At 60.1% G+C, this 16,767-nt stretch carries 16 protein-coding genes and 1 pseudogene; 11 read left to right on the top strand and 6 right to left on the bottom strand.

What is annotated here, in order from left to right; genetic code table 11:
- Positions 1 to 174 precede the first annotated feature (174 nt).
- Complete coding sequence (locus ABIZ35_RS03655) at positions 175 to 2,013, bottom strand: PAS domain-containing protein (protein ID WP_348218514.1); 1,839 nt, start codon at positions 2,011 to 2,013, stop codon at positions 175 to 177.
- Between the two features lie 196 nt (positions 2,014 to 2,209).
- Between ABIZ35_RS03655 and ABIZ35_RS03660 the strand changes: the two genes are divergently transcribed.
- From ABIZ35_RS03660 to ABIZ35_RS03670, 3 genes are read left to right on the top strand one after another with little or no spacing between them, the layout of a single operon-like run.
- On the top strand, positions 2,210 to 3,304 hold the full coding sequence (locus ABIZ35_RS03660) for a YidC/Oxa1 family membrane protein insertase (protein WP_348218515.1): 1,095 nt from the start codon (positions 2,210 to 2,212) through the stop codon (positions 3,302 to 3,304).
- Positions 3,305 to 3,319: 15 nt separating this feature from the next.
- Positions 3,320 to 4,237 carry an alpha/beta hydrolase gene (locus ABIZ35_RS03665; RefSeq protein WP_348218516.1) on the top strand — a complete coding sequence of 306 codons (918 nt, stop codon included), beginning with the start codon at positions 3,320 to 3,322 and terminating at the stop codon, positions 4,235 to 4,237.
- A 15-nt stretch (positions 4,238 to 4,252) separates the two neighbouring features.
- Positions 4,253 to 5,329 (top strand): hypothetical protein, encoded by a 1,077-nt coding sequence (locus ABIZ35_RS03670; protein WP_348218517.1) that lies wholly within the window; start codon positions 4,253 to 4,255, stop codon positions 5,327 to 5,329.
- A gap of 21 nt (positions 5,330 to 5,350) precedes the next feature.
- On the opposite strand, the gene ABIZ35_RS03675 is transcribed toward ABIZ35_RS03670, so the two are convergent.
- The 5 genes and pseudogenes from ABIZ35_RS03675 to ABIZ35_RS03695 all read right to left on the bottom strand — a co-directional run bounded on the left by ABIZ35_RS03675 (position 5,351) and on the right by ABIZ35_RS03695 (position 9,324).
- Positions 5,351 to 5,719, bottom strand: a complete 369-nt coding sequence (locus ABIZ35_RS03675) for an H-X9-DG-CTERM domain-containing protein (RefSeq protein ID WP_348218518.1) — start codon at positions 5,717 to 5,719, stop codon at positions 5,351 to 5,353.
- A gap of 40 nt (positions 5,720 to 5,759) precedes the next feature.
- Positions 5,760 to 5,938: pseudogene (locus ABIZ35_RS03680) on the bottom strand (type II secretion system protein); the annotation flags it as partial.
- A 128-nt stretch (positions 5,939 to 6,066) separates the two neighbouring features.
- On the bottom strand, positions 6,067 to 6,396 hold the full coding sequence (locus ABIZ35_RS03685; RefSeq protein ID WP_348218519.1) for a hypothetical protein: 330 nt from the start codon (positions 6,394 to 6,396) through the stop codon (positions 6,067 to 6,069).
- Positions 6,397 to 6,443: 47 nt separating this feature from the next.
- A complete protein-coding gene (locus tag ABIZ35_RS03690) occupies positions 6,444 to 8,933 on the bottom strand; it encodes a M56 family metallopeptidase (protein WP_348218520.1) in 2,490 nt (829 codons plus the stop codon).
- Positions 8,917 to 9,324, bottom strand: coding sequence for a BlaI/MecI/CopY family transcriptional regulator (locus tag ABIZ35_RS03695; protein ID WP_348218521.1), 408 nt, complete (start codon positions 9,322 to 9,324; stop codon positions 8,917 to 8,919). The genes ABIZ35_RS03690 and ABIZ35_RS03695 overlap by 17 nt, the downstream gene beginning before the upstream one ends.
- Positions 9,325 to 9,513: 189 nt before the next feature.
- Between ABIZ35_RS03695 and ABIZ35_RS03700 the strand changes: the two genes are divergently transcribed.
- The 8 genes from ABIZ35_RS03700 to ABIZ35_RS03735 all read left to right on the top strand — a co-directional run bounded on the left by ABIZ35_RS03700 (position 9,514) and on the right by ABIZ35_RS03735 (position 16,529).
- Positions 9,514 to 10,560: a hypothetical protein gene (locus tag ABIZ35_RS03700; protein WP_348218522.1), complete on the top strand. Its 1,047-nt coding sequence runs from the start codon at positions 9,514 to 9,516 to the stop codon at positions 10,558 to 10,560.
- Between the two features lie 35 nt (positions 10,561 to 10,595).
- Positions 10,596 to 11,420: a DUF1559 domain-containing protein gene (locus ABIZ35_RS03705; protein ID WP_348218523.1), complete on the top strand. Its 825-nt coding sequence runs from the start codon at positions 10,596 to 10,598 to the stop codon at positions 11,418 to 11,420.
- Positions 11,421 to 11,659: 239 nt separating this feature from the next.
- Positions 11,660 to 12,007 carry a helix-turn-helix transcriptional regulator gene (locus ABIZ35_RS03710; protein ID WP_348218524.1) on the top strand — a complete coding sequence of 116 codons (348 nt, stop codon included), beginning with the start codon at positions 11,660 to 11,662 and terminating at the stop codon, positions 12,005 to 12,007.
- A 28-nt stretch (positions 12,008 to 12,035) separates the two neighbouring features.
- A complete protein-coding gene (locus ABIZ35_RS03715) occupies positions 12,036 to 13,112 on the top strand; it encodes a hypothetical protein (RefSeq protein ID WP_348218525.1) in 1,077 nt (358 codons plus the stop codon).
- Positions 13,113 to 13,164: 52 nt separating this feature from the next.
- Positions 13,165 to 13,848: a type II secretion system protein gene (locus tag ABIZ35_RS03720; protein ID WP_348218526.1), complete on the top strand. Its 684-nt coding sequence runs from the start codon at positions 13,165 to 13,167 to the stop codon at positions 13,846 to 13,848.
- A gap of 104 nt (positions 13,849 to 13,952) precedes the next feature.
- Positions 13,953 to 14,975 carry a hypothetical protein gene (locus tag ABIZ35_RS03725; RefSeq protein WP_348218527.1) on the top strand — a complete coding sequence of 341 codons (1,023 nt, stop codon included), beginning with the start codon at positions 13,953 to 13,955 and terminating at the stop codon, positions 14,973 to 14,975.
- 41 nt (positions 14,976 to 15,016) lie between these two features.
- On the top strand, positions 15,017 to 15,352 hold the full coding sequence (locus ABIZ35_RS03730) for a helix-turn-helix transcriptional regulator (protein ID WP_348218528.1): 336 nt from the start codon (positions 15,017 to 15,019) through the stop codon (positions 15,350 to 15,352).
- Positions 15,345 to 16,529 carry a hypothetical protein gene (locus tag ABIZ35_RS03735; protein ID WP_348218529.1) on the top strand — a complete coding sequence of 395 codons (1,185 nt, stop codon included), beginning with the start codon at positions 15,345 to 15,347 and terminating at the stop codon, positions 16,527 to 16,529. The genes ABIZ35_RS03730 and ABIZ35_RS03735 overlap by 8 nt, the downstream gene beginning before the upstream one ends.
- The last annotated feature ends 238 nt before the right edge of the window (positions 16,530 to 16,767 follow it).

Raw genomic sequence — 16,767 nt, forward strand, 5'->3', positions numbered from 1 at the left:
TACTGGATTTCGGCCCCTCCGCCCCATCCTGGGGAACTCAGATATAGGATGGCCCCTCCGCCCCAATTCTGGGGGACCCGATTTCGGACTGTGGCATTTTCAGGTCCCCCAGAATTGGGGCGGAGGGGCCATCCTAATGAAGGGCCGAAGACAAATTCACTCATTTTTAGAAACTTACAGTCCCGACTGCGGGGGGTCTCGATGCTGTTCGATGACGACGACGGTGCCGCTAGCGCTGGTGCGCAGGTAAACGCGGTCGGCGGTTTGGAGCATCATTTTCATCCCATGGCCGAGCGTTCCCGCCGAGCTGTAGCCTTTGCGCAGGGTCGCCTTGGGGAGGTTTTCCAGCGCGATGCCGGGACCGTGATCCCACAGCCGGACCTGCACGAGACGCGCTGTTTCGTCCGTCATCACCTGCCCCTCTCCTTTCCCGACATGGACGACCGTGTTCATACCCGCCTCGCTTGCCGCCGTCACCAGATCGAAGCAGCGCTCTTCACACATGCCCATCTCCGAGCATGCCGTCTGCACTTCGTGGCGCAGTTCGCGCAGGCCGCCCTGCATGGAAAGAGAAATCACGCAGGATCGCGGCGAGAGAGGCGGCGGGAGTTCGTCATCGGACTGACAGAGGATCAGGCGGCCTTCCGTGACCGAGGCGAGGACGTCCCGAAGGAAATCTCGCTGACGCCGCTGCGCCTCCAGTTCGCGGTCGCGCGCGCGGGCCGCCTCCACCGCGCCGCGCACCTGAACGGCGGCGGCCTCCACCAGCGCCGTCTCCTCCGGGGTCCAGTGTCGAGGGGTATCCGCCATCATGACCGCAAGCGCCGCGGCCAGCCGGCCCTCGTAGAAAAAGGGCGCGGCAATGAAAGATCGCTGTCCGCTGGAGAGAAACGCCGACGTCATGGCCGCCGGCGCGTCGGCTACGGCGATATCGTCGACCACGAGGGTGCGGCCTTCATGAAAGACGTTTTGGATATTGACTCCCTGCGCCTTCAGATCCCATTCGCCCTCCAGCGACGGCACGCCGTCTCGAACCCAGTCCCGCTGCACCCGCGCTGCGCCGCGGTCGATGTCGTAGAGAACGTAGAAACAGCGGTCAGCGTGGAGATAGCCTCCCAGCACGGCCAGCACGTTCGCGCGGAGCGCGGCGGGGTCGGCGCTCCAGAGCACTCCCCTTGCAATCTTCGCAATCAGCGATTCCCGCTCGGCGCGGGCGCGCAGGTCCTGTTCGGCGGCCTTGCGCTCCGTAATGTCCACGTGAATGCCGACCCATTCCCGAATGCTTCCGTCCGGCTCCAAGACAGGAACGGCGCGAATGGAGAAGGTTCGGTAAACGCCGTCGCGGCGCTTCAAGCGATGCTCAAAGATAAAGGGCGCGCGGGCGGCGACGGACTTCATCCAGGCGTCCACCGTCGGCTGCGCGTCGTCTGGATGCACCGCCTGCGCCCATCCGAAGCCCTGATACTCCTCATCAGCCTGTCCGGTAAATGCGCTCCAATCGTCATTGCGCCCCACCATGCGCCCTTCCGAGTCGTTGGTCCACACGATCTGCGCCGTGGCGTCCACCAGGGTCCGGTACCGCTCCTCGCTTTCGCGCATCCGTACTTGCGCCTCATGGCGCGCTGTGAAGTCGCGCGTAACGGTGACGATCGACGCGACTTCTCCTGCCTCGTCTAGCTCCGGCGTCAGCACGCATTCAAAGAAACCAAGAACCCCACCGGCCAGAGGATACTCGTACTCGATGCACACCGCATGCCGCGTTTCCAGCACAAAGTTCAACGCCTCTTCCCATTGGACGATGTTAGTTTCAGGCTGGCCACCGAGCTCCCGAAACGTCTTTCCGAGAAACGCCGCCGCCGGAATGCCGGTGTTGCGCTCCCCCGTCTTGTTGATGTAGAGAAAACGCCCCTGCCGGTCGAAACGGGCCAGGACATCGGGCGCATTGTCCACCAGCGCCCCATAATCCCGCCGCAGACGGGCAAGCTCCTCACGGACTTCTTCGATTTCGTTCATTTCGGCATTAGACGCCACATTGCGCCGCCCTTCTCCATGCAAACTCTTACGATCTTATACCCGCTTTCCAAGGTGGGGCCGCGAAGGTTTTCCTACAGCAGCGACGCAGTACGCTGCCGAGGCCGCAACTTTTCGCCGTTCGCCGTGTCTCAGTCACAAAGCCGCGTTCGCGCGGCGATGGAAAGGCGGACGCCGTATGAATTCCCATTGGCTGATCGTTCTCGCTGAGCTTGTGGCCGTGACGGGCCTGATCGTATTGTTCGCATTTTACGCAGTGACGCCCGCGCGGGCGCAGTCGTCTCGTCCTGTGGGACTTGCGCCGCCGCCCGCATTCGCGATCGCCATACGCCTGCTGGCGCAGGGGCGGAATATTGAGGCGGTGGAAAGACTGCGCGATGTGGAATCGAGCGCAGTTTATCGAAGTACGTCGTATGCTCCGGAAGCCGTTTATGTCATCGCGCACATTTACCGAGACCGACTGCGCGATCCCATACAGGCGATGGCGGCTTACGATCTGCTGGCGACGACTTACGGCCTGGACACATTTCCGCATAAGCAGGCGGCGATGGCCGAGCGTAAGGCGCTCGGGCGCGTGCTGGACGCCGCGAACGGCAAGCATCCGCTTTACAAGATATTGGACTTCTTCGTGGGGGTCACCGGACGGCGCTCGTACTCGTTTGCGCTCGCGCTGTTTCTGATCTCGACCCTGGTGCGTCTCGCGCTGGCGCCGCTCTCGATCCGTCAATTTCGCAGCGCGCGGGAGATGCAGGCGCTTCAGCCAAAGATCGCCGCACTGCAATCCGAGCACAAGGGAGACTTTGCCCGGCTATCCGAAGAGATCAAGAAGCTGCAAGAAAAGCATGGCGTGAACCCACATTTGGGATGGATCATGGCGCTGCTTCAGGCGCCGGTCTTCTTCGCGATGTATCAAGCGGTTCAGATCTACCAATACCATAGCGGCGCAGGGTTTCTGTGGATCGGCGGCGGCCTCGCCGCCGCACACCCACAATGGCTCGCGCTTGATCTTGGGCTTCCCGATATTCCTTTGCTCATCTTATACGCGCTCAGTATGTATGTCAGCCAAAGCCTCTTTCCGGCGGCCGATCCCGCGCAGGAGAAGATGCGAAAGGCGACGGCGTGGTTGACGCCGGTGCTATACTGTATTTGGATCGGCGCGCACCACACCGCCTCGGCGTTCGTGCTGTACTGGCTGATCTCCAATATTCTGTCGACGGCGATCCAGCTTGGTGGCGTTCGAACTTCGAGAAGCTTGGCGCCCGTCGTGTCCTGAAGCTGAAAGGACGTTATGAAGTCTATGACGAAGGCAGGGGTTCTGTGCTCCGCCGCCATTGCAGGAACTGTCGCGGCGGTCGCTTTCACCCTGCGGGCGGAGACGCCGGCGCCAACGCCTCCCCCACCCCCGCCGATGGCGTTTGTGACGACGCCTTACACCACTTCCAGCCCGGAGCAGCTGATGGATATCTATACGCCGAAGGAAGCTGCGGGGGCGCTGCCGGCGGTAGTGTATATTCATGGCGGCGGGTGGGCCGCCGGCAGTCGCTCACACCAGGATGGCCCGGCGGACCACTTCACCAAGCAGGGCTACGTCTTCTGCTCTATCGACTATCGCTTCTCGGATGTCGCGAAGTACCCGGCGCAGATCCAGGACAGCAAGTGCGCCATTCGCTTTCTGCGCGCGAATGCCGCCAAGTATCACATCGATCCCAAGCGCATCGGCGTGTGGGGCGATTCGGCCGGCGGGCATCTCGTCGCGCTGCTGGGGCTTACGCCGAAGGTCAAACGGCTGGAAGGCGATGGAGGCTGGCAAAAACAGTCGAGCGCGGTGGCGGCGGTGGTCGATTGGTATGGCCCATCGGATATCCGACCGGAAGGCCTGGGCGTCTACACCAATCCGGCTGGCGTCGACCTGATCACAAAACTCCTGGGAGATCCCAGCAATGCTCAGCTGGCGGCCGACGCCAGCCCGATCACATTCGTGACCAAGGACGCCGCGCCGATGCTGATCATGCATGGCGACAAGGACAGCCTGGTGCCGGTCTCGCAAAGTCAAAAACTTTACGATGCGCTCCGCGCCGGCGGCGCGGATGTGACGCTCAAAATTCTTCCCGGCGCGGATCATGGCGGGCCGCAGTTTGTCGAACCGGAGAATGTGGCGCTGATCGACGCCTTTTTCGCGCGCACGCTGAAGCCGGGCAAGAAGTAAGCAAGGGACGAGTGGATGGCGACATCGGACATAACATCATGGGGGCATGGGGACGCCGACGCGGAGATGAAAAGCTGGTGCTGCGGCATGCCGCTTGCCGAGGAGCGTCCGCTCACGCCGGAGGAGGTCGCCGCCGTGCGCGCGGAGGCGATGCGGCTGCGGCGTCAGGGCGCGGGCGCCATTGCGGGGGTGCTCGGCGTGATGTTCGCGCTCAGCGCTCTGTCCCGTACGTACGGCCAGGGTTCGCAGATCGTGGGTCTGGAAGTCACGCTGGAGTTCATGGCGGGGATCGCCATCGCGGGCTGGCTGCTGCTTTCCGAAGAAGGCCCCTTGCGCCGAGCAGGCAAGCTGATTCGCGATGTAAAAAACGGCGCTGTGAAAGTGTTTCGAGGCGAGGTGAAGATCCGGGACGACGCCGATCAGGCGCAGGCGGCGCTGATCAAGCTCAACGCGCTTCACCCAGCCATGGGACGCGCGCAGACGGTGCTGGTGCTTCCGGAAGCCCAGCGGGTGTGGAGCGTGGACGGCGCGCGCGTGGCGCGGTGGGTCAGCGCTCGATGGTCGGAAGTGGCGCAGCCCCCAGCATTCGCGGCGCTGGCGGCGCAGTGGCTGGTCCCGACCGGACACGCGCCCGAAGGCGAATTGGTAAGCACAGGCCAACGCGAACTCTCGCGGGCGGAGCGCCGGGAGATCGAGCGCTACATCAAACGCTACTGGACACGCCCCCTGCCCGCCGCCGCCGTTCTGAGCCTCTGGCTCCTTTGGCCGGTCTTCGCCGCCATTGGGAACGCCCGAGTCATCCATCTCTCAGATTGGCTCGCCGGCGCCCCCACGCACATTTGGGCGATCTTCGCGGATATCGCGCTGGCCTATGGCGTTTATCATGCGCACAAGCTTTCCCTTGACCTGCGGGAAGGCGCCGTGCAGATTCTCAAACTGACGCCGCCCGAGCTCGTCGACGCCCCCGACCCGCCGAAGATCCTCCCTCCTGGGAAGGAGCCCGTGGACACGCTGGTGGAGTACCTCCCCGTCTCTCGGCGCCTCTGGACCGAAGACGGCTCCCCCACAATCTGGCGCCGTTCCGCCGGATAAAATTCTTCTCTTTAGTCGGTTTTACTGCCACGTGTCACAGGCACTTGGGCCGGAGCCGGTGATCTCGCCGGAGGCGTACGGATACCAGCCGGACACTCCATAAGGCGAGTTGTCCTGCGCGGGACCGAAGATGTGCTTACACCAGCCGGCGGCCCCGGCAAGGGTGGACAGCCGGACCGCTTTGACATGACCGTCGGCAAAGACCATGTTGCAGCCACCCTGGTGTCGAAATCGCGGCATCTGGGCGGGGAACGGATAGGATGCGAAGGCTCCCTTGTCGTTGTCGGCCCGCTTCGCCTGGCTCAGGTCGAAGCCGCCATCGGCCCAGGCCCACTCCACGGAGGCGAATCGGACATCGGACCAGTCGCTCTGCGCGCCATTACCGCCCATATACCCCTTCTCAGTTCCGCTGCAACAGCGGATACGTCTCGTCATAATCCTGACAATACTGCATCATCCCATCGCCAGCTGCTTCTGATTCGACAAACACGCAATGCCGCGCGCCTTGGCGCGGACGCTCGCGAATACGGGGAACAAGATCGCCGCCAAAACGGAGATAATTGCGATGACAACAAGTAGTTCTATCAGCGTAAAGCCTTTTCTGTTCATTACGGCCTCTTTCCACTCAACAATAAGATAAGCGCGTCAGCAGCTTAGTGCTTGCGCGCTTATTTTAATTATCGGAAAGAAGAGACGACTTCTAATCCCAGTTTCTTTACTCGCTTCGATTCGCTCTCCTAATCGGACTTCTCGGTTTGCTTTGAGAAAGATGCTAAGAGGCTCAGAAATGTCGCGGCGACAATAAGGACAAAGCCCAGCCCGTTTAGCCAAAAGATCGCGTTATTCCAAATCACGGAGTCGTATTGCCGCTTGACCGTGAAAAGCGTGTAGTAGTAGGGGCTTAAAAGCCACACGCCTAATCCCGCCGCCCACAGAATACTGAGACGCATGGACGAATGCTCTTTTCGACGCGATGTCCGATAAGCCGTGGCGCACGCGAGAATAAATGTAACAAATGTGAACGCGATTATCAGCGTATTGACGATCGGAAAGGGTGTCAGCGGCATACTATTTCTGCTTTCGTATTCTTACTATTTTATCAGCATGGCGCGAATCAAACCACGCCGCGCGCGTTTGGCCGGAGATGGATATTGCGGAACTCGGCCTGATGGCAAGGGCGTTTTTCCAGCCGGAATTCGCGCACTTGATCGATCGGCAGTTTGGGCGCATCGAAGGACACCACCGCCCCGACGGCGGTTCCTGCTTCGGGCTTCGCCTTCAGCAGGGTTCGGCGTCCACTGCGATCCACCACGATCAGCCGGCGCTCGACCGACTGCATATCGCCAAGGTTATCCGTCACGATCCATCTCTTTCCCTTCTTCGCGAAAGGCGCGGGATTGGCGATTTCCAGCATGCATCCGCCTGCTTCGAGAACTTTCTCACCCGGCGCGGGCGCCGGGAAGACCACTCCCTGTGACCATGGACCGGAACACAGGCGGAATCGGAAATTGAACCGATCCGGTAGGTTCAGCAGAGCGTCCTGCCCATACCACGTTTCGCCGGGATTTGGCCCCACGTGCTCCCAGGATCCGTTGGATTGAAAGTCCTGCGTGCCCTCCATGAGAATGGGATCGCCGCCGTCCGGATCACGTGGTCCCGTGATGCGCAGCACGACGCCCATACGGTTTGCCCCGGGCTGAAAGCCAGCGTTTTGGCTCGACGCCGAAAGCAATCTCCCGTCCGGAAGCCAGCTGCCGTTTTGGCTCGTCGCCACTCGCACCAGTTCGACCGTCACGCCTCCCGTCCCGCTCACCTTCCAGTCCGATGGCGTATCGATCCCGATGCCCGGGGGGCCGGGGGTCGGGTGCTGCGCCTTGATTAGCTCCTGGGCCTCCGAACTCTGTGGGTGCTCGTACAGGAGATCGGCGACAAGGGCGTCGCGCTCCGCAATTCGACCGACCGCAGCCAGGAGACGGATGCACGATAATCCGGCGCCCGACGACACGTTATCGTCGCTAAGATCGTAGGCGCGCCGATAAGCCCGGATCGCCCTGGCGTCATGCTTCGCTTCGTAGCTTTTCCCCAGACTGTTCCAGATCGAGGCTTCGTCGGCCGCGTTGTCGTAACGCGCGAGGATCGCTTCGATCGCGGCGGGCGGCGCGCTGTCGTAACCATACTTGATCGTCGCTTGGTCCATTGAGGCGAGCGCGGCTTCCGGGCAATCCGGGTACTTTTTTAGCAGATCGTTCAGCACCCGGCTCGCCTGGGAATACATCCCGTGCTGCGTTAACATATGGGCAAGCTGCGCCTGTTCAGACGGGCTCTGTCTTTCCCGTACGGGAGGGCGTTTCGCAGCAAGATAAGTCTGATATTGCGCTTTGAGCTGCGAGCGGCCGCCGTCACGCATTTGCTCCCTGAACAATCGATCCATCTTTAGGAATTGGGCCTTCATCTCCGCCGATATCTCATGACCTCCGCCGTTTCCCACCGCTTGACCCGCTCCCAAAACGTGGCGCGAAGCCTGGATCGGAGCGAGACGCACGGCGGCCGTGAGGGATACGATGAGGATCGTCGCGGCGATATGCGCGGAGGTGGGCGTCCGGTTGACCCCGTTTTTCAAGATCGACTGCACACGATTTTCGATGCGCTTGGGCCGCGCCATGGGAACAGCCCCGGGCGTCTGACGCCCGCGCAGCGAGCGGATGATTTCCAGCAGGTCTCCGGCGTACTGCGCGGGGGCGACGCCGGAGACGAGCACGCGGTCATCGCAGGCGCGCTCGCTTTGATGGGTCAGCGACCGAAGCGCCCACCAAACGAGGGGGTTTGGCCAGTAAAGAACGGCGACGCAAGTGGCGGCGGTCTGCACGAGCCAATCGCAGCGCGCGACGTGAGCGAACTCGTGCGCCAACACGGAACGGCGTCGCTCGTCGGTCCAATTATCGGCGCCCAACGGAAGAAGGACGATGGGCCTGAATACTCCCCATGTCATGGGAGATAAGCCAAGCGTCACCGCCCCACCCCGTAAGATAATCACGGGGCGGCGGCGCCCCATCGCCCGCGCCTGCGCATCTATGTCCGGGTCCTTAATCTCCCGGGAGTAGCGAGCGAACTTGCGCAGCTCAAACAGGCCTCTCATAAGCCGGATCATCCCCAGCAAAACGCCGGCCAGCCAGAGGGCGGTCAGGACGGCGCTTAACGACATGCGCTTCGAATAACCCTGATTTGAATACGACGAAGCGGGACGCACAGCGGGCCTCGGAATTTCCATTACCGGCGCGGCGCCAGGTAAGGATATGCCGGGCGCCGGCTTAGCCGCGCTTCCCGAAACAGTGGGCGCAAACGCCATCGGGTCAGGCAACGAGATCGGCGCGGCGGGCAATGCGACGGCGGAGGCCTGCGGCCATCCCTCCACTTCTTTGGGTGGCAGCATCACGGTAAAAATCGGCATCACGACGAGCACGGCGAAGGCGCTCGCCCATACCAAGTGCCGTACGGCCGCCGAAGCGCGCGTCAGGCAGAGGGCTACGGCGGAAGCGATCGCGAGTACGATGGCGCTTTTGAGCAGCAAGTCGATGAGTAACGGCGCGCTATGAATGATCACCATCGATCCGCTCCCCATGTTTCGCATCCTCGATCAGCTTTGTCAAACGGTCCAGATCCTCGTCACTGAGAGAGCATTCGTCGTCGGAAATCAATGTGGTCACCGCTCGCGCAGCGCTGCCGCCGAAGAAGGTCCGCACGATCTGGCGCAGAGCCGAAGTCGCCGCCGCCTGGCGGGGCTGGGTCGGACGGAACAGATACTTCTTGCCCTGCTCCACATGCGACACATGCCCCTTTTCCTCCAGAATGCGCAGCAGCGCCCGCACCGCCGAATAGCTCGGCGCATCGGGAAGCGCCTCGACTACGTCCGCCGCCGACGCCTCCCCGCGCTCGTACACGATGTCCATAATCTGCCGCTCACGCCGGCTTAGTGAGCCTGCATTTGGTTTCGTCATTGTGATCATTTCCCCGCTAACTGCTAAAATTATAGCAGTTAAGTAGCAAATCGTCAATAGATCAGCTAATTTTTTAGCAGTTTTTTTGGGTGATGGCCTGAAACTTCATTGATTTTACGGCGTACTATCTTTGATCGGATCCAGCCAGCCTCCCAGGTGAGCGGTTTCAAAGATATAGGAGGTCCATCCATGGATAATCGGGCGGAATTGAACCCGATCGAACAGTTTCTCACGCGGGCGGAGAAGCGGCTGCGCGGGCGGCTGGCGCCGCAAAAAATCGACGCCGCGATCACGGAGGCTCGCGATCGTCTCACGGTTCGCGCCCAGGAGTTGACGGCGGCGGGGCTCGCCCCAGATGCGGCGCAGGCGGCGGCTGCGGCGGCGTTCGGGAAGCCAGGCGAATGGGCCCGCGGCATCCTGATCTCCGAGAACACGCCCCCGTATTTGCGGACGGCGAACATCGTCTCGATCGCCGGATTCACTCTGTTTCTTCTCGCCACGCCGATCTTCGCGCTGATGATGATGACGTTCCATCGCGGTCCCAACACACCCGCCATCGTCGTCCTGGCCGTGGCGGCGCTGTCCTTCCTTGCCGCGACGCTGGGCGCGGCAATAGCGCGGCGCTGCGCGGTCAAGAGCCTGATCGTCATCACGGCGGCGGCGGCGTTCTTTACCTATCTTGTCATCGGAATTTCGACGGAGCCGTTGACGAAGGGGATGCGGCAGCGGATGGTCATCACACAAGCGCAGGATTCGATCCACGCCGACCTCCAGAAGCTTCAGCTGGGAACTCATATTTACGGCTCCTCGGCGCTTCCGCCCGCCGTGCCGGAGACCCTGAAAATGGATGGGGGGTTTGTCGCCCCCGTCCCTGGATCGCGGACGCTGCCGCTGACTGCTCTGGCGAACGGAGCGACGGAAGTCGTCATGAACCAGGAGGTCGCCGCGCAGCGGTGGCGGGATTTTGGCGCTCAGCGCCTCAGCGAGTGTCAGCGCGCGCTGATCGATCTCCAGGATCGTCCCATTCTCCATATGACTGTGTGGCAAGCGCTATCGCCGATAGAAGCCTCGAATTTTGACGCCGCGATCGGCTTAAAGGCATCGGGAGTCATCGGAGTTCAGGGCGCCGTTTGCCTGGCGTTATGCGGGCTGTCCGCGCTGCTCGGCCGCCTTTTCCATCGCGGACACACGGCATGGCGCCAGCAGAGAAAAGTGCGCCGAGCGCTCATCAATTAACGTTTCCAGTTTGATTTTCGAAGAGAGAATTTCCAATGCCGCGCACGCACCATACGAAGCTGACAGCATTTACTTTGATCGAATTGCTGGTTGTGATCGCAGTCATCTCAATCATGGCCGCCATTTTGTTTCCCGTGTTCGCGAAGGCGAGGGAAAAAGGACGGCAGACAGCATGTGTCAGCAACGAAAAGCAGTTGGGGATCGCCATCCTTGCTTACACCCAGGATTACGATGAGATGCTGCCTCCACGAACGCCGTTCTACGAGGAATACAGCTGGAAGTACGAAATCGCTCCATATGTAAAATCCACGGAGATCTTCAAATGCCCTTCGAATCCGTCCAAAGGCAAAGAAGATTACAACACGTTCCTGGGATTACAGCCGGCAGGGACGCCGGTCTATGCGCCGTCCTACGCCGCCAATCGCGGAAGCGGCGCCGACGGCCCGTTTGTCGATGAGCCTCCGCCGCCCGGAGAGCCTCTCACTTCCCACAGCGCATCGTCCATCGTTCATCTCGGCCAGATCGAATCGCCCTCGCAGGTCATCGGCATCGTCGAATCCACCGCGATTCTTACGGACTTCATCGTCACCGACCCACGGTGGGCGTCGCCGGACCCCACGTTCTTCACGGAACCGGGCAATCTCTTCGCCGGTCACACAGGCCGGGCAAACTTCCTCTTCATGGATGGCCATGTCAAAGCCATGAAGCCGCTCGCCACGATCGATCTGTCGGAAGGAGGCTCGGGCCAGGTCAATATGTGGACGAAAGACAACAAACCGTTTGTCCACTCCTCCCTCACGCCGCCCAGCGAGGACAGCGGAAAACGAGTATTGAGCTATTCCGAGGCGCAGTACCGGTAATTCCTATTTTTTCAATCTCCCCCTCCCTACGGCGCAAGCTTTGCCTTTCAGCACAGCTTGCGCCGTTTTCTTGGTTTGGGCCAAACGCTTTAATTTTCTGAATATTTATTTAAGCACAGTATTGACATATATAAAAGTTTAATATATAATATCTATGGTTATAGATAAAACAAGGGCCGATCAAATGAACAAAACGAACCTCAGAATATTTGCCGACCCGCAGAAGTAAGGAGCATGGTATGGCGTTTCGCAGTGATCTGGACACTTTAACCCTGAGCGTATTGCAGACGGAAGCGCTGCACGGCTATGAGATCGCCAAGCGCATCAATGCGAAGGGCGAGGCGGCGTTCCACGCCAAAGAAGGGCAGCTTTACCCCATTTTGCACCGCCTGGAAAACGAAGGCGTTATTCAGGCCGATTGGATCCCTCAGGAAGGGAAGCCGGCGCGCAAGGTGTACCGATTGACCGAGACGGGCAAGGGCGAATTGGAGAAGCTCACGGAAGCGTGGCGCAAGTTCGCACAGGCGGTGGAGAGCCTGCTGACGCCGCCCAAGAAGATGATGCGTCTCGCCGGCGTTTCGCGATAACTGTTGAGAGAGATACGAGAGGTTTCCAATGGAAAATAAATCAGAACTCAACCCGATTGCCCAGTTCCTTGCAGAATCGGAAAAACGGCTGCGCGGACGGCTGGAGCCGGGTGTCATGGCTGGCAAACTGAAAGCGGCGCGTGAGTATATGGCGAGCCGCGCCGAAGAACTGACGGCAGGAGGCCTCGCGCCGGAAGCGGCGAACGCCACGGCGGCGGCTGCGTTCGGAACGCCGCGGCAATGGACGCGCGAGATACTGGCGTCCGAAAATTACCGCCCCTCCGCGCGGCCGGCAAACACGGTTTCGATTGTCGGATTTGCGCTTTGCCTGATGATGGTCCCCATGGGAACGCTGGCGCTGAAGAATTTGGCGACCAATCAAGTGGACATGGCCAAGGCCGCCTTCGTGATCGGTCTCATCGTGACGCCGCTGGCGGCGCTCGCGGCGCCGCTCGGCGCGCTGATCGCGGGGCGCAGCAATGTCAAAGTCTTGGCGGGTATTGCGGCGGCGGCGGCGGTATTGAGCGCTCTCGTCATCGGAACGACTGCGCCGCTGTTCGAGAGCCTGATGTCACAGAGCGCTTCCCTGGTGGACCTGGAGAGCAATCAAAAAGAACAGGGTCTGCTTCAGCTGGGCATTCAGACCTACGCCGCTTCGGCCGCGCCGGCGACACTGCCGGCCGAGCTGAAAACGAAGGACGGATACGCTGCGCCGGCGATGACATTCCATCAAGAACGTCTGCGGGATGTGATGAGTAAGGTCAGTCATGGACGCGTTTCCGAGAACAGCGTCGGCAGATGGACAAATAGCTCGTTGGGGATGGATTATGTCGCCACAAAAGCGATGGCGGCGCAGCGCTGGCGGGATTTTGGAGCGCAGCGTTTAGCCGAGAACGAGCACGCTCGTATCGAAATACAGCGACAGCTTATGCACGGAACCGCCGTGCCGCCGGCGCGCTTCTCCTTCGGCCCCGCCGGGATCGCCGCGTTCTGGGTGATGCTCCAGGGATGCTGGTGCCTTGGGATCTGTCTGGTGTCCGGCCTGATCGGACGAAGCATCCAGCAGTCCCAGTCAGCACGAAGATTACGAACTCAAACGGCGTAAACGATCACTGCGGCCGCCGAAAGCGCCGATAAAAACGAGAGAAGTCTTAACAATGAAACAGAAAAACACACAACTGGGATTTACGCTGATCGAGCTGCTGGTCGTCATCGCGATCATTTCAATCCTCGCTTCCCTGCTCTTTCCGGCCTTCTTCTCCGCCCGAGAGAAGGCGCGAGCCGCCGTCTGTCTCAGCAATCAGCGTCAGATCGGTATGGCGATGTCCATGTACATGCAGGATTCGGACGGCATGTATCCCTGGGCCAAAGACGCCTACGACGAATACTCCACCAAATGGGACGGTTTCCCCGTCCAAAAGGCCAAAGTGGCGACGATGGGCCGACTGTACGAAGTCCTCAATCCCTATATGAAATCCGCGCAGCTATGGCGATGTCCTGACGACACCGGAGCCACAGCCGTGGTTGGATTTATCCAGGGGACGATCGTGCACGCCACGATCGACGCAACCCCGACCATGTATGACAAGTACCATATGTCTTACGAGTATCACACCGAAATACCGCTGCTTGGTAAATCGGACACGAACCTGACCGCAATCGATCCGGACGGCGTGGAATACAATTCGTCTCAAATCGCCGTCTTAGAAGACGGCATCGCCCAGTGGCACAGCGGCTCTACTGCGGGCGATATGCGTCAGGTAAGCCTGATGGGCGACGGACATGTCGCCACCTTGAACACCTCCCAGGTCTATACGCAAGGCTTTCTGAAATTTCAATAGTCGCGCGCGTGAGAGCTTGACATATATAAAAATTTACTATATACTAACATCAAGCATACGCAAGGGATTGGGATTTGTCTTCCCATGGAAATCGGAGGCGCGTCTTGGCAAAAAAGCCAGTATTGAACCCAATCGAGCAGTTTCTTGCATTGTCCGAGAAACGACTTCGCGGGCGACTGGAGCCGGACAAAGTCGCCACGACACTCATGGAGGCCCGGGAGCACCTGACCTACCGCGCGGAAGAACTCATGGAGGCCGGACAGGCGCCCGACGCCGCGATGGCGATGGCCGCCGAGACATTCGGTCAGCCGCGCAAGTGGACTCGCGAGATTCTGTTGTCGGAAAATTACAAACCATATTTGCAGATCGCGAATGGGATTTCGGTCGCTGCGTGCGCGTATATTCTTGTGCTGAAACCGCTTTGGACGCTGTTCCTGAAAAGCCCGAGCGGCGGTGAAGTTACCCCGGGGTATCTCATCTTCAGTGCCGTGCTTACGGCGCTCTTGCATCTTGCGGCGGGCCTTGGCGCGTTGATCGCGCGGCGCTGCGCGGTCAAGCCCATTCTCGGGATCATCGTGGCGGGAGCCCTGATGTTTTGTATCGGCCTGGGATTTATGACGAACCCGGTGATGTCACAAGCACAAAAATCCCTAAGAGATGACGCCACTTTGCTTCAGCAGGGAATACGAGCTTACAGCTCAAAGACACTCCCAAACGTGCCGGCGGCCCTGAAGATGCCGGAAGGGTTTGTCGCGCCTATCGCACGGAAAAGAGTGTCCTCGCTGGAGGATGTTGGATCGGGGTCGACAGAGATCGTCGCCACCGAAGAAATGGCCGCCAGTCGATGGCGTGATTATGGAGCGCTGCGTCTCGCGGAATGCCGAGAGGAGCTTGGCCAAATCAAGCGGTTGTCCGACTGGCGCCTCTCCACACCGCAGCTGCTGCTCAGATTTGGCGCGAACAATTTTAACGCCGCCGCAGCCTTGCTTGGGACGGTTTTAGCTCTGCTGCATGGCGTTTTTTGTCTTATGCTCTGTGGAGTATCCGCACAGTTTGGACGATTTATTCATCGTGTCCACATGGCGTGGCTCTCACAAGATAAAATACGGCGCTCGCCGATCAATTAGCAGGAATACTTTTCATTTTTAGTGAGACGAGGAGAATTGTAATGGCGTTTCGAAGTGATTTAGACGCATTGGTTTTGAGTGTATTGCAGGCGGAGTCGCTGCATGGTTATGAGATCGCCAAGCGGATCAACGCCAAGGGAGAGACGGCGTTCCACGCCAAGGAAGGCCAGCTTTACCCGATCCTGCACCGACTGGAAAACGAGGGCAAGATACAGGCCGACTGGATCCCCCAGGAAGGCAAGCCGGCGCGCAAGGTGTACCGTCTGACCGAGACGGGCAAGGGCGAGCTCGAAAAACTGGTCGAGTCGTGGCGTGAGTTTTCCCTGGCCGTCGACAGTCTGCTCGCGCCGACAAAACCGGAGGCCTCCCGTGGATAAGGTTGCGCGGCAATCCCCCATCAACGCATTTCTCGCGCAGTCGGAACAGCGCCTGCGCGGACGCATTTCGCGCGCCAAGATCGCCACGACTCTGGCGGAAGCGCGCGAGCACCTGACTTACCGGGCCGAGGAGTTCATGGAGTCGGGGCTTACGCTCGAAGCCGCCGAGGCCGCCGCCGCCGAGGCGTTCGGCAAGCCTCGGGAGTGGGCGAAAGAGATCCTGATGTCCGAGAATTACAAGCCCTATTTGCAGGCGGCGAATAATATCTCGATCGGCGGGTTCACGGTCTTTCTCTTCACGGCGCCTTTGACCGTGATGGCGATGGCGGATTTCGGACGCGGCCACTTTGACACCTGGCTCAATGTCATACAGATCGCATGGATCGCCTTCGCAATCGCCGTTCTGGGCGCGCTCGTCGCCCGCCGCTTCGCATTCCGGGCGTTCGCGGCGGCGCTGGCCGCCGCCATTGTCGTCACCTATCTAGTCGTGGGGATCTCCGTCAAGCCGCTCGGCAAAATCATGACGCAGCGGATGCAGATCCTGGATACCCAGGTCACCCTCCAGGATGACCTGGATCGCCTCAAACTGGGCGAGCAGGTTTACGCCGCATCGGCGCTTCCCGCACTCGTTCCTGCGCGGCTTCGCGGCCCACTTAATGGCCCCTACACGGACAAAGCCACTTCGGCCGCAAATTTCATTGCGGATTGGCTGCATTTGCCAGAAGCGGACAAGTCCACCTTTGTATCTCCTACAGTTTCAACGGCGGCGCCGTCCGCAGTGAAGAAGCCATTAGGATATCTTGCGCCGATTGTCCGATCGCAGCCGACGCCGCTGGGAGTGTTAACGCGAGGATCCCTGCAGGCAGTGGCGACGAAAGAAATCGCGGCGCAGCGCTGGAGGGAATTCGGAGACGCCCGTCTCGCGGAATGCGCACGCGGGCTTTCCGAATTGGAGAAGCGTCCCATCAACCACCTGACCGCGCTGCAGACGCTGTCCACCTTCAAAGTCGGCAATTTCGATTCTGAAATCGCAGAAGGCATCTCCTATATGGTCTTTTACCAGGGACTGATCTGTCTGGCCTTCTGCTTCCTTCACGCGATGCTCGGCCGCTTTTTACACCGCGCCGCGCTGCTGCTGAGCGGACAGATGAAAGCGCCGCAGTCACCTCTCTTCTGACGGGCCTGTGAGACGGCTGGGCGCCTGGAGCAGAGCCGCCTCACAATATTGCAATTATTACAATCACACCAAAATAGACATAGGCGACTTCGAACACAGGACATTCACAATATGACTCAATCCACGCTCGCCATCCAGACGGACCACCTGCGTAAGGTCTACGGAGGCTCCAAACCGTTCGTCGCCGTGCAGGACATGAACCTGCAAGTACAGCGCGGACAGGTCTTCGGGTTCCTTG

The organism is Capsulimonas sp., from assembly GCF_039929585.1.
Taxonomy (GTDB): Bacteria; Armatimonadota; Armatimonadia; order Armatimonadales; family Capsulimonadaceae; genus Capsulimonas.

Excerpts from the sequence above, each read along its gene's own strand:
- ABIZ35_RS03655 (WP_348218514.1), bottom strand. The coding sequence starts at position 2,013 with ATGAACGAAATCGAAGAAGTCCGTGAGGAGCTTGCCCGTCTGCGGCGG.
- ABIZ35_RS03660 (WP_348218515.1), top strand. The coding sequence starts at position 2,210 with ATGAATTCCCATTGGCTGATCGTTCTCGCTGAGCTTGTGGCCGTGACG.
- ABIZ35_RS03665 (WP_348218516.1), top strand. The coding sequence starts at position 3,320 with ATGAAGTCTATGACGAAGGCAGGGGTTCTGTGCTCCGCCGCCATTGCA.
- ABIZ35_RS03670 (WP_348218517.1), top strand. The coding sequence starts at position 4,253 with ATGGCGACATCGGACATAACATCATGGGGGCATGGGGACGCCGACGCG.
- ABIZ35_RS03675 (WP_348218518.1), bottom strand. The coding sequence starts at position 5,719 with ATGGGCGGTAATGGCGCGCAGAGCGACTGGTCCGATGTCCGATTCGCC.
- ABIZ35_RS03685 (WP_348218519.1), bottom strand. The coding sequence starts at position 6,396 with ATGCCGCTGACACCCTTTCCGATCGTCAATACGCTGATAATCGCGTTC.
- ABIZ35_RS03690 (WP_348218520.1), bottom strand. The coding sequence starts at position 8,933 with ATGGTGATCATTCATAGCGCGCCGTTACTCATCGACTTGCTGCTCAAA.
- ABIZ35_RS03695 (WP_348218521.1), bottom strand. The coding sequence starts at position 9,324 with ATGACGAAACCAAATGCAGGCTCACTAAGCCGGCGTGAGCGGCAGATT.
- ABIZ35_RS03700 (WP_348218522.1), top strand. The coding sequence starts at position 9,514 with ATGGATAATCGGGCGGAATTGAACCCGATCGAACAGTTTCTCACGCGG.
- ABIZ35_RS03705 (WP_348218523.1), top strand. The coding sequence starts at position 10,596 with ATGCCGCGCACGCACCATACGAAGCTGACAGCATTTACTTTGATCGAA.
- ABIZ35_RS03710 (WP_348218524.1), top strand. The coding sequence starts at position 11,660 with ATGGCGTTTCGCAGTGATCTGGACACTTTAACCCTGAGCGTATTGCAG.
- ABIZ35_RS03715 (WP_348218525.1), top strand. The coding sequence starts at position 12,036 with ATGGAAAATAAATCAGAACTCAACCCGATTGCCCAGTTCCTTGCAGAA.
- ABIZ35_RS03720 (WP_348218526.1), top strand. The coding sequence starts at position 13,165 with ATGAAACAGAAAAACACACAACTGGGATTTACGCTGATCGAGCTGCTG.
- ABIZ35_RS03730 (WP_348218528.1), top strand. The coding sequence starts at position 15,017 with ATGGCGTTTCGAAGTGATTTAGACGCATTGGTTTTGAGTGTATTGCAG.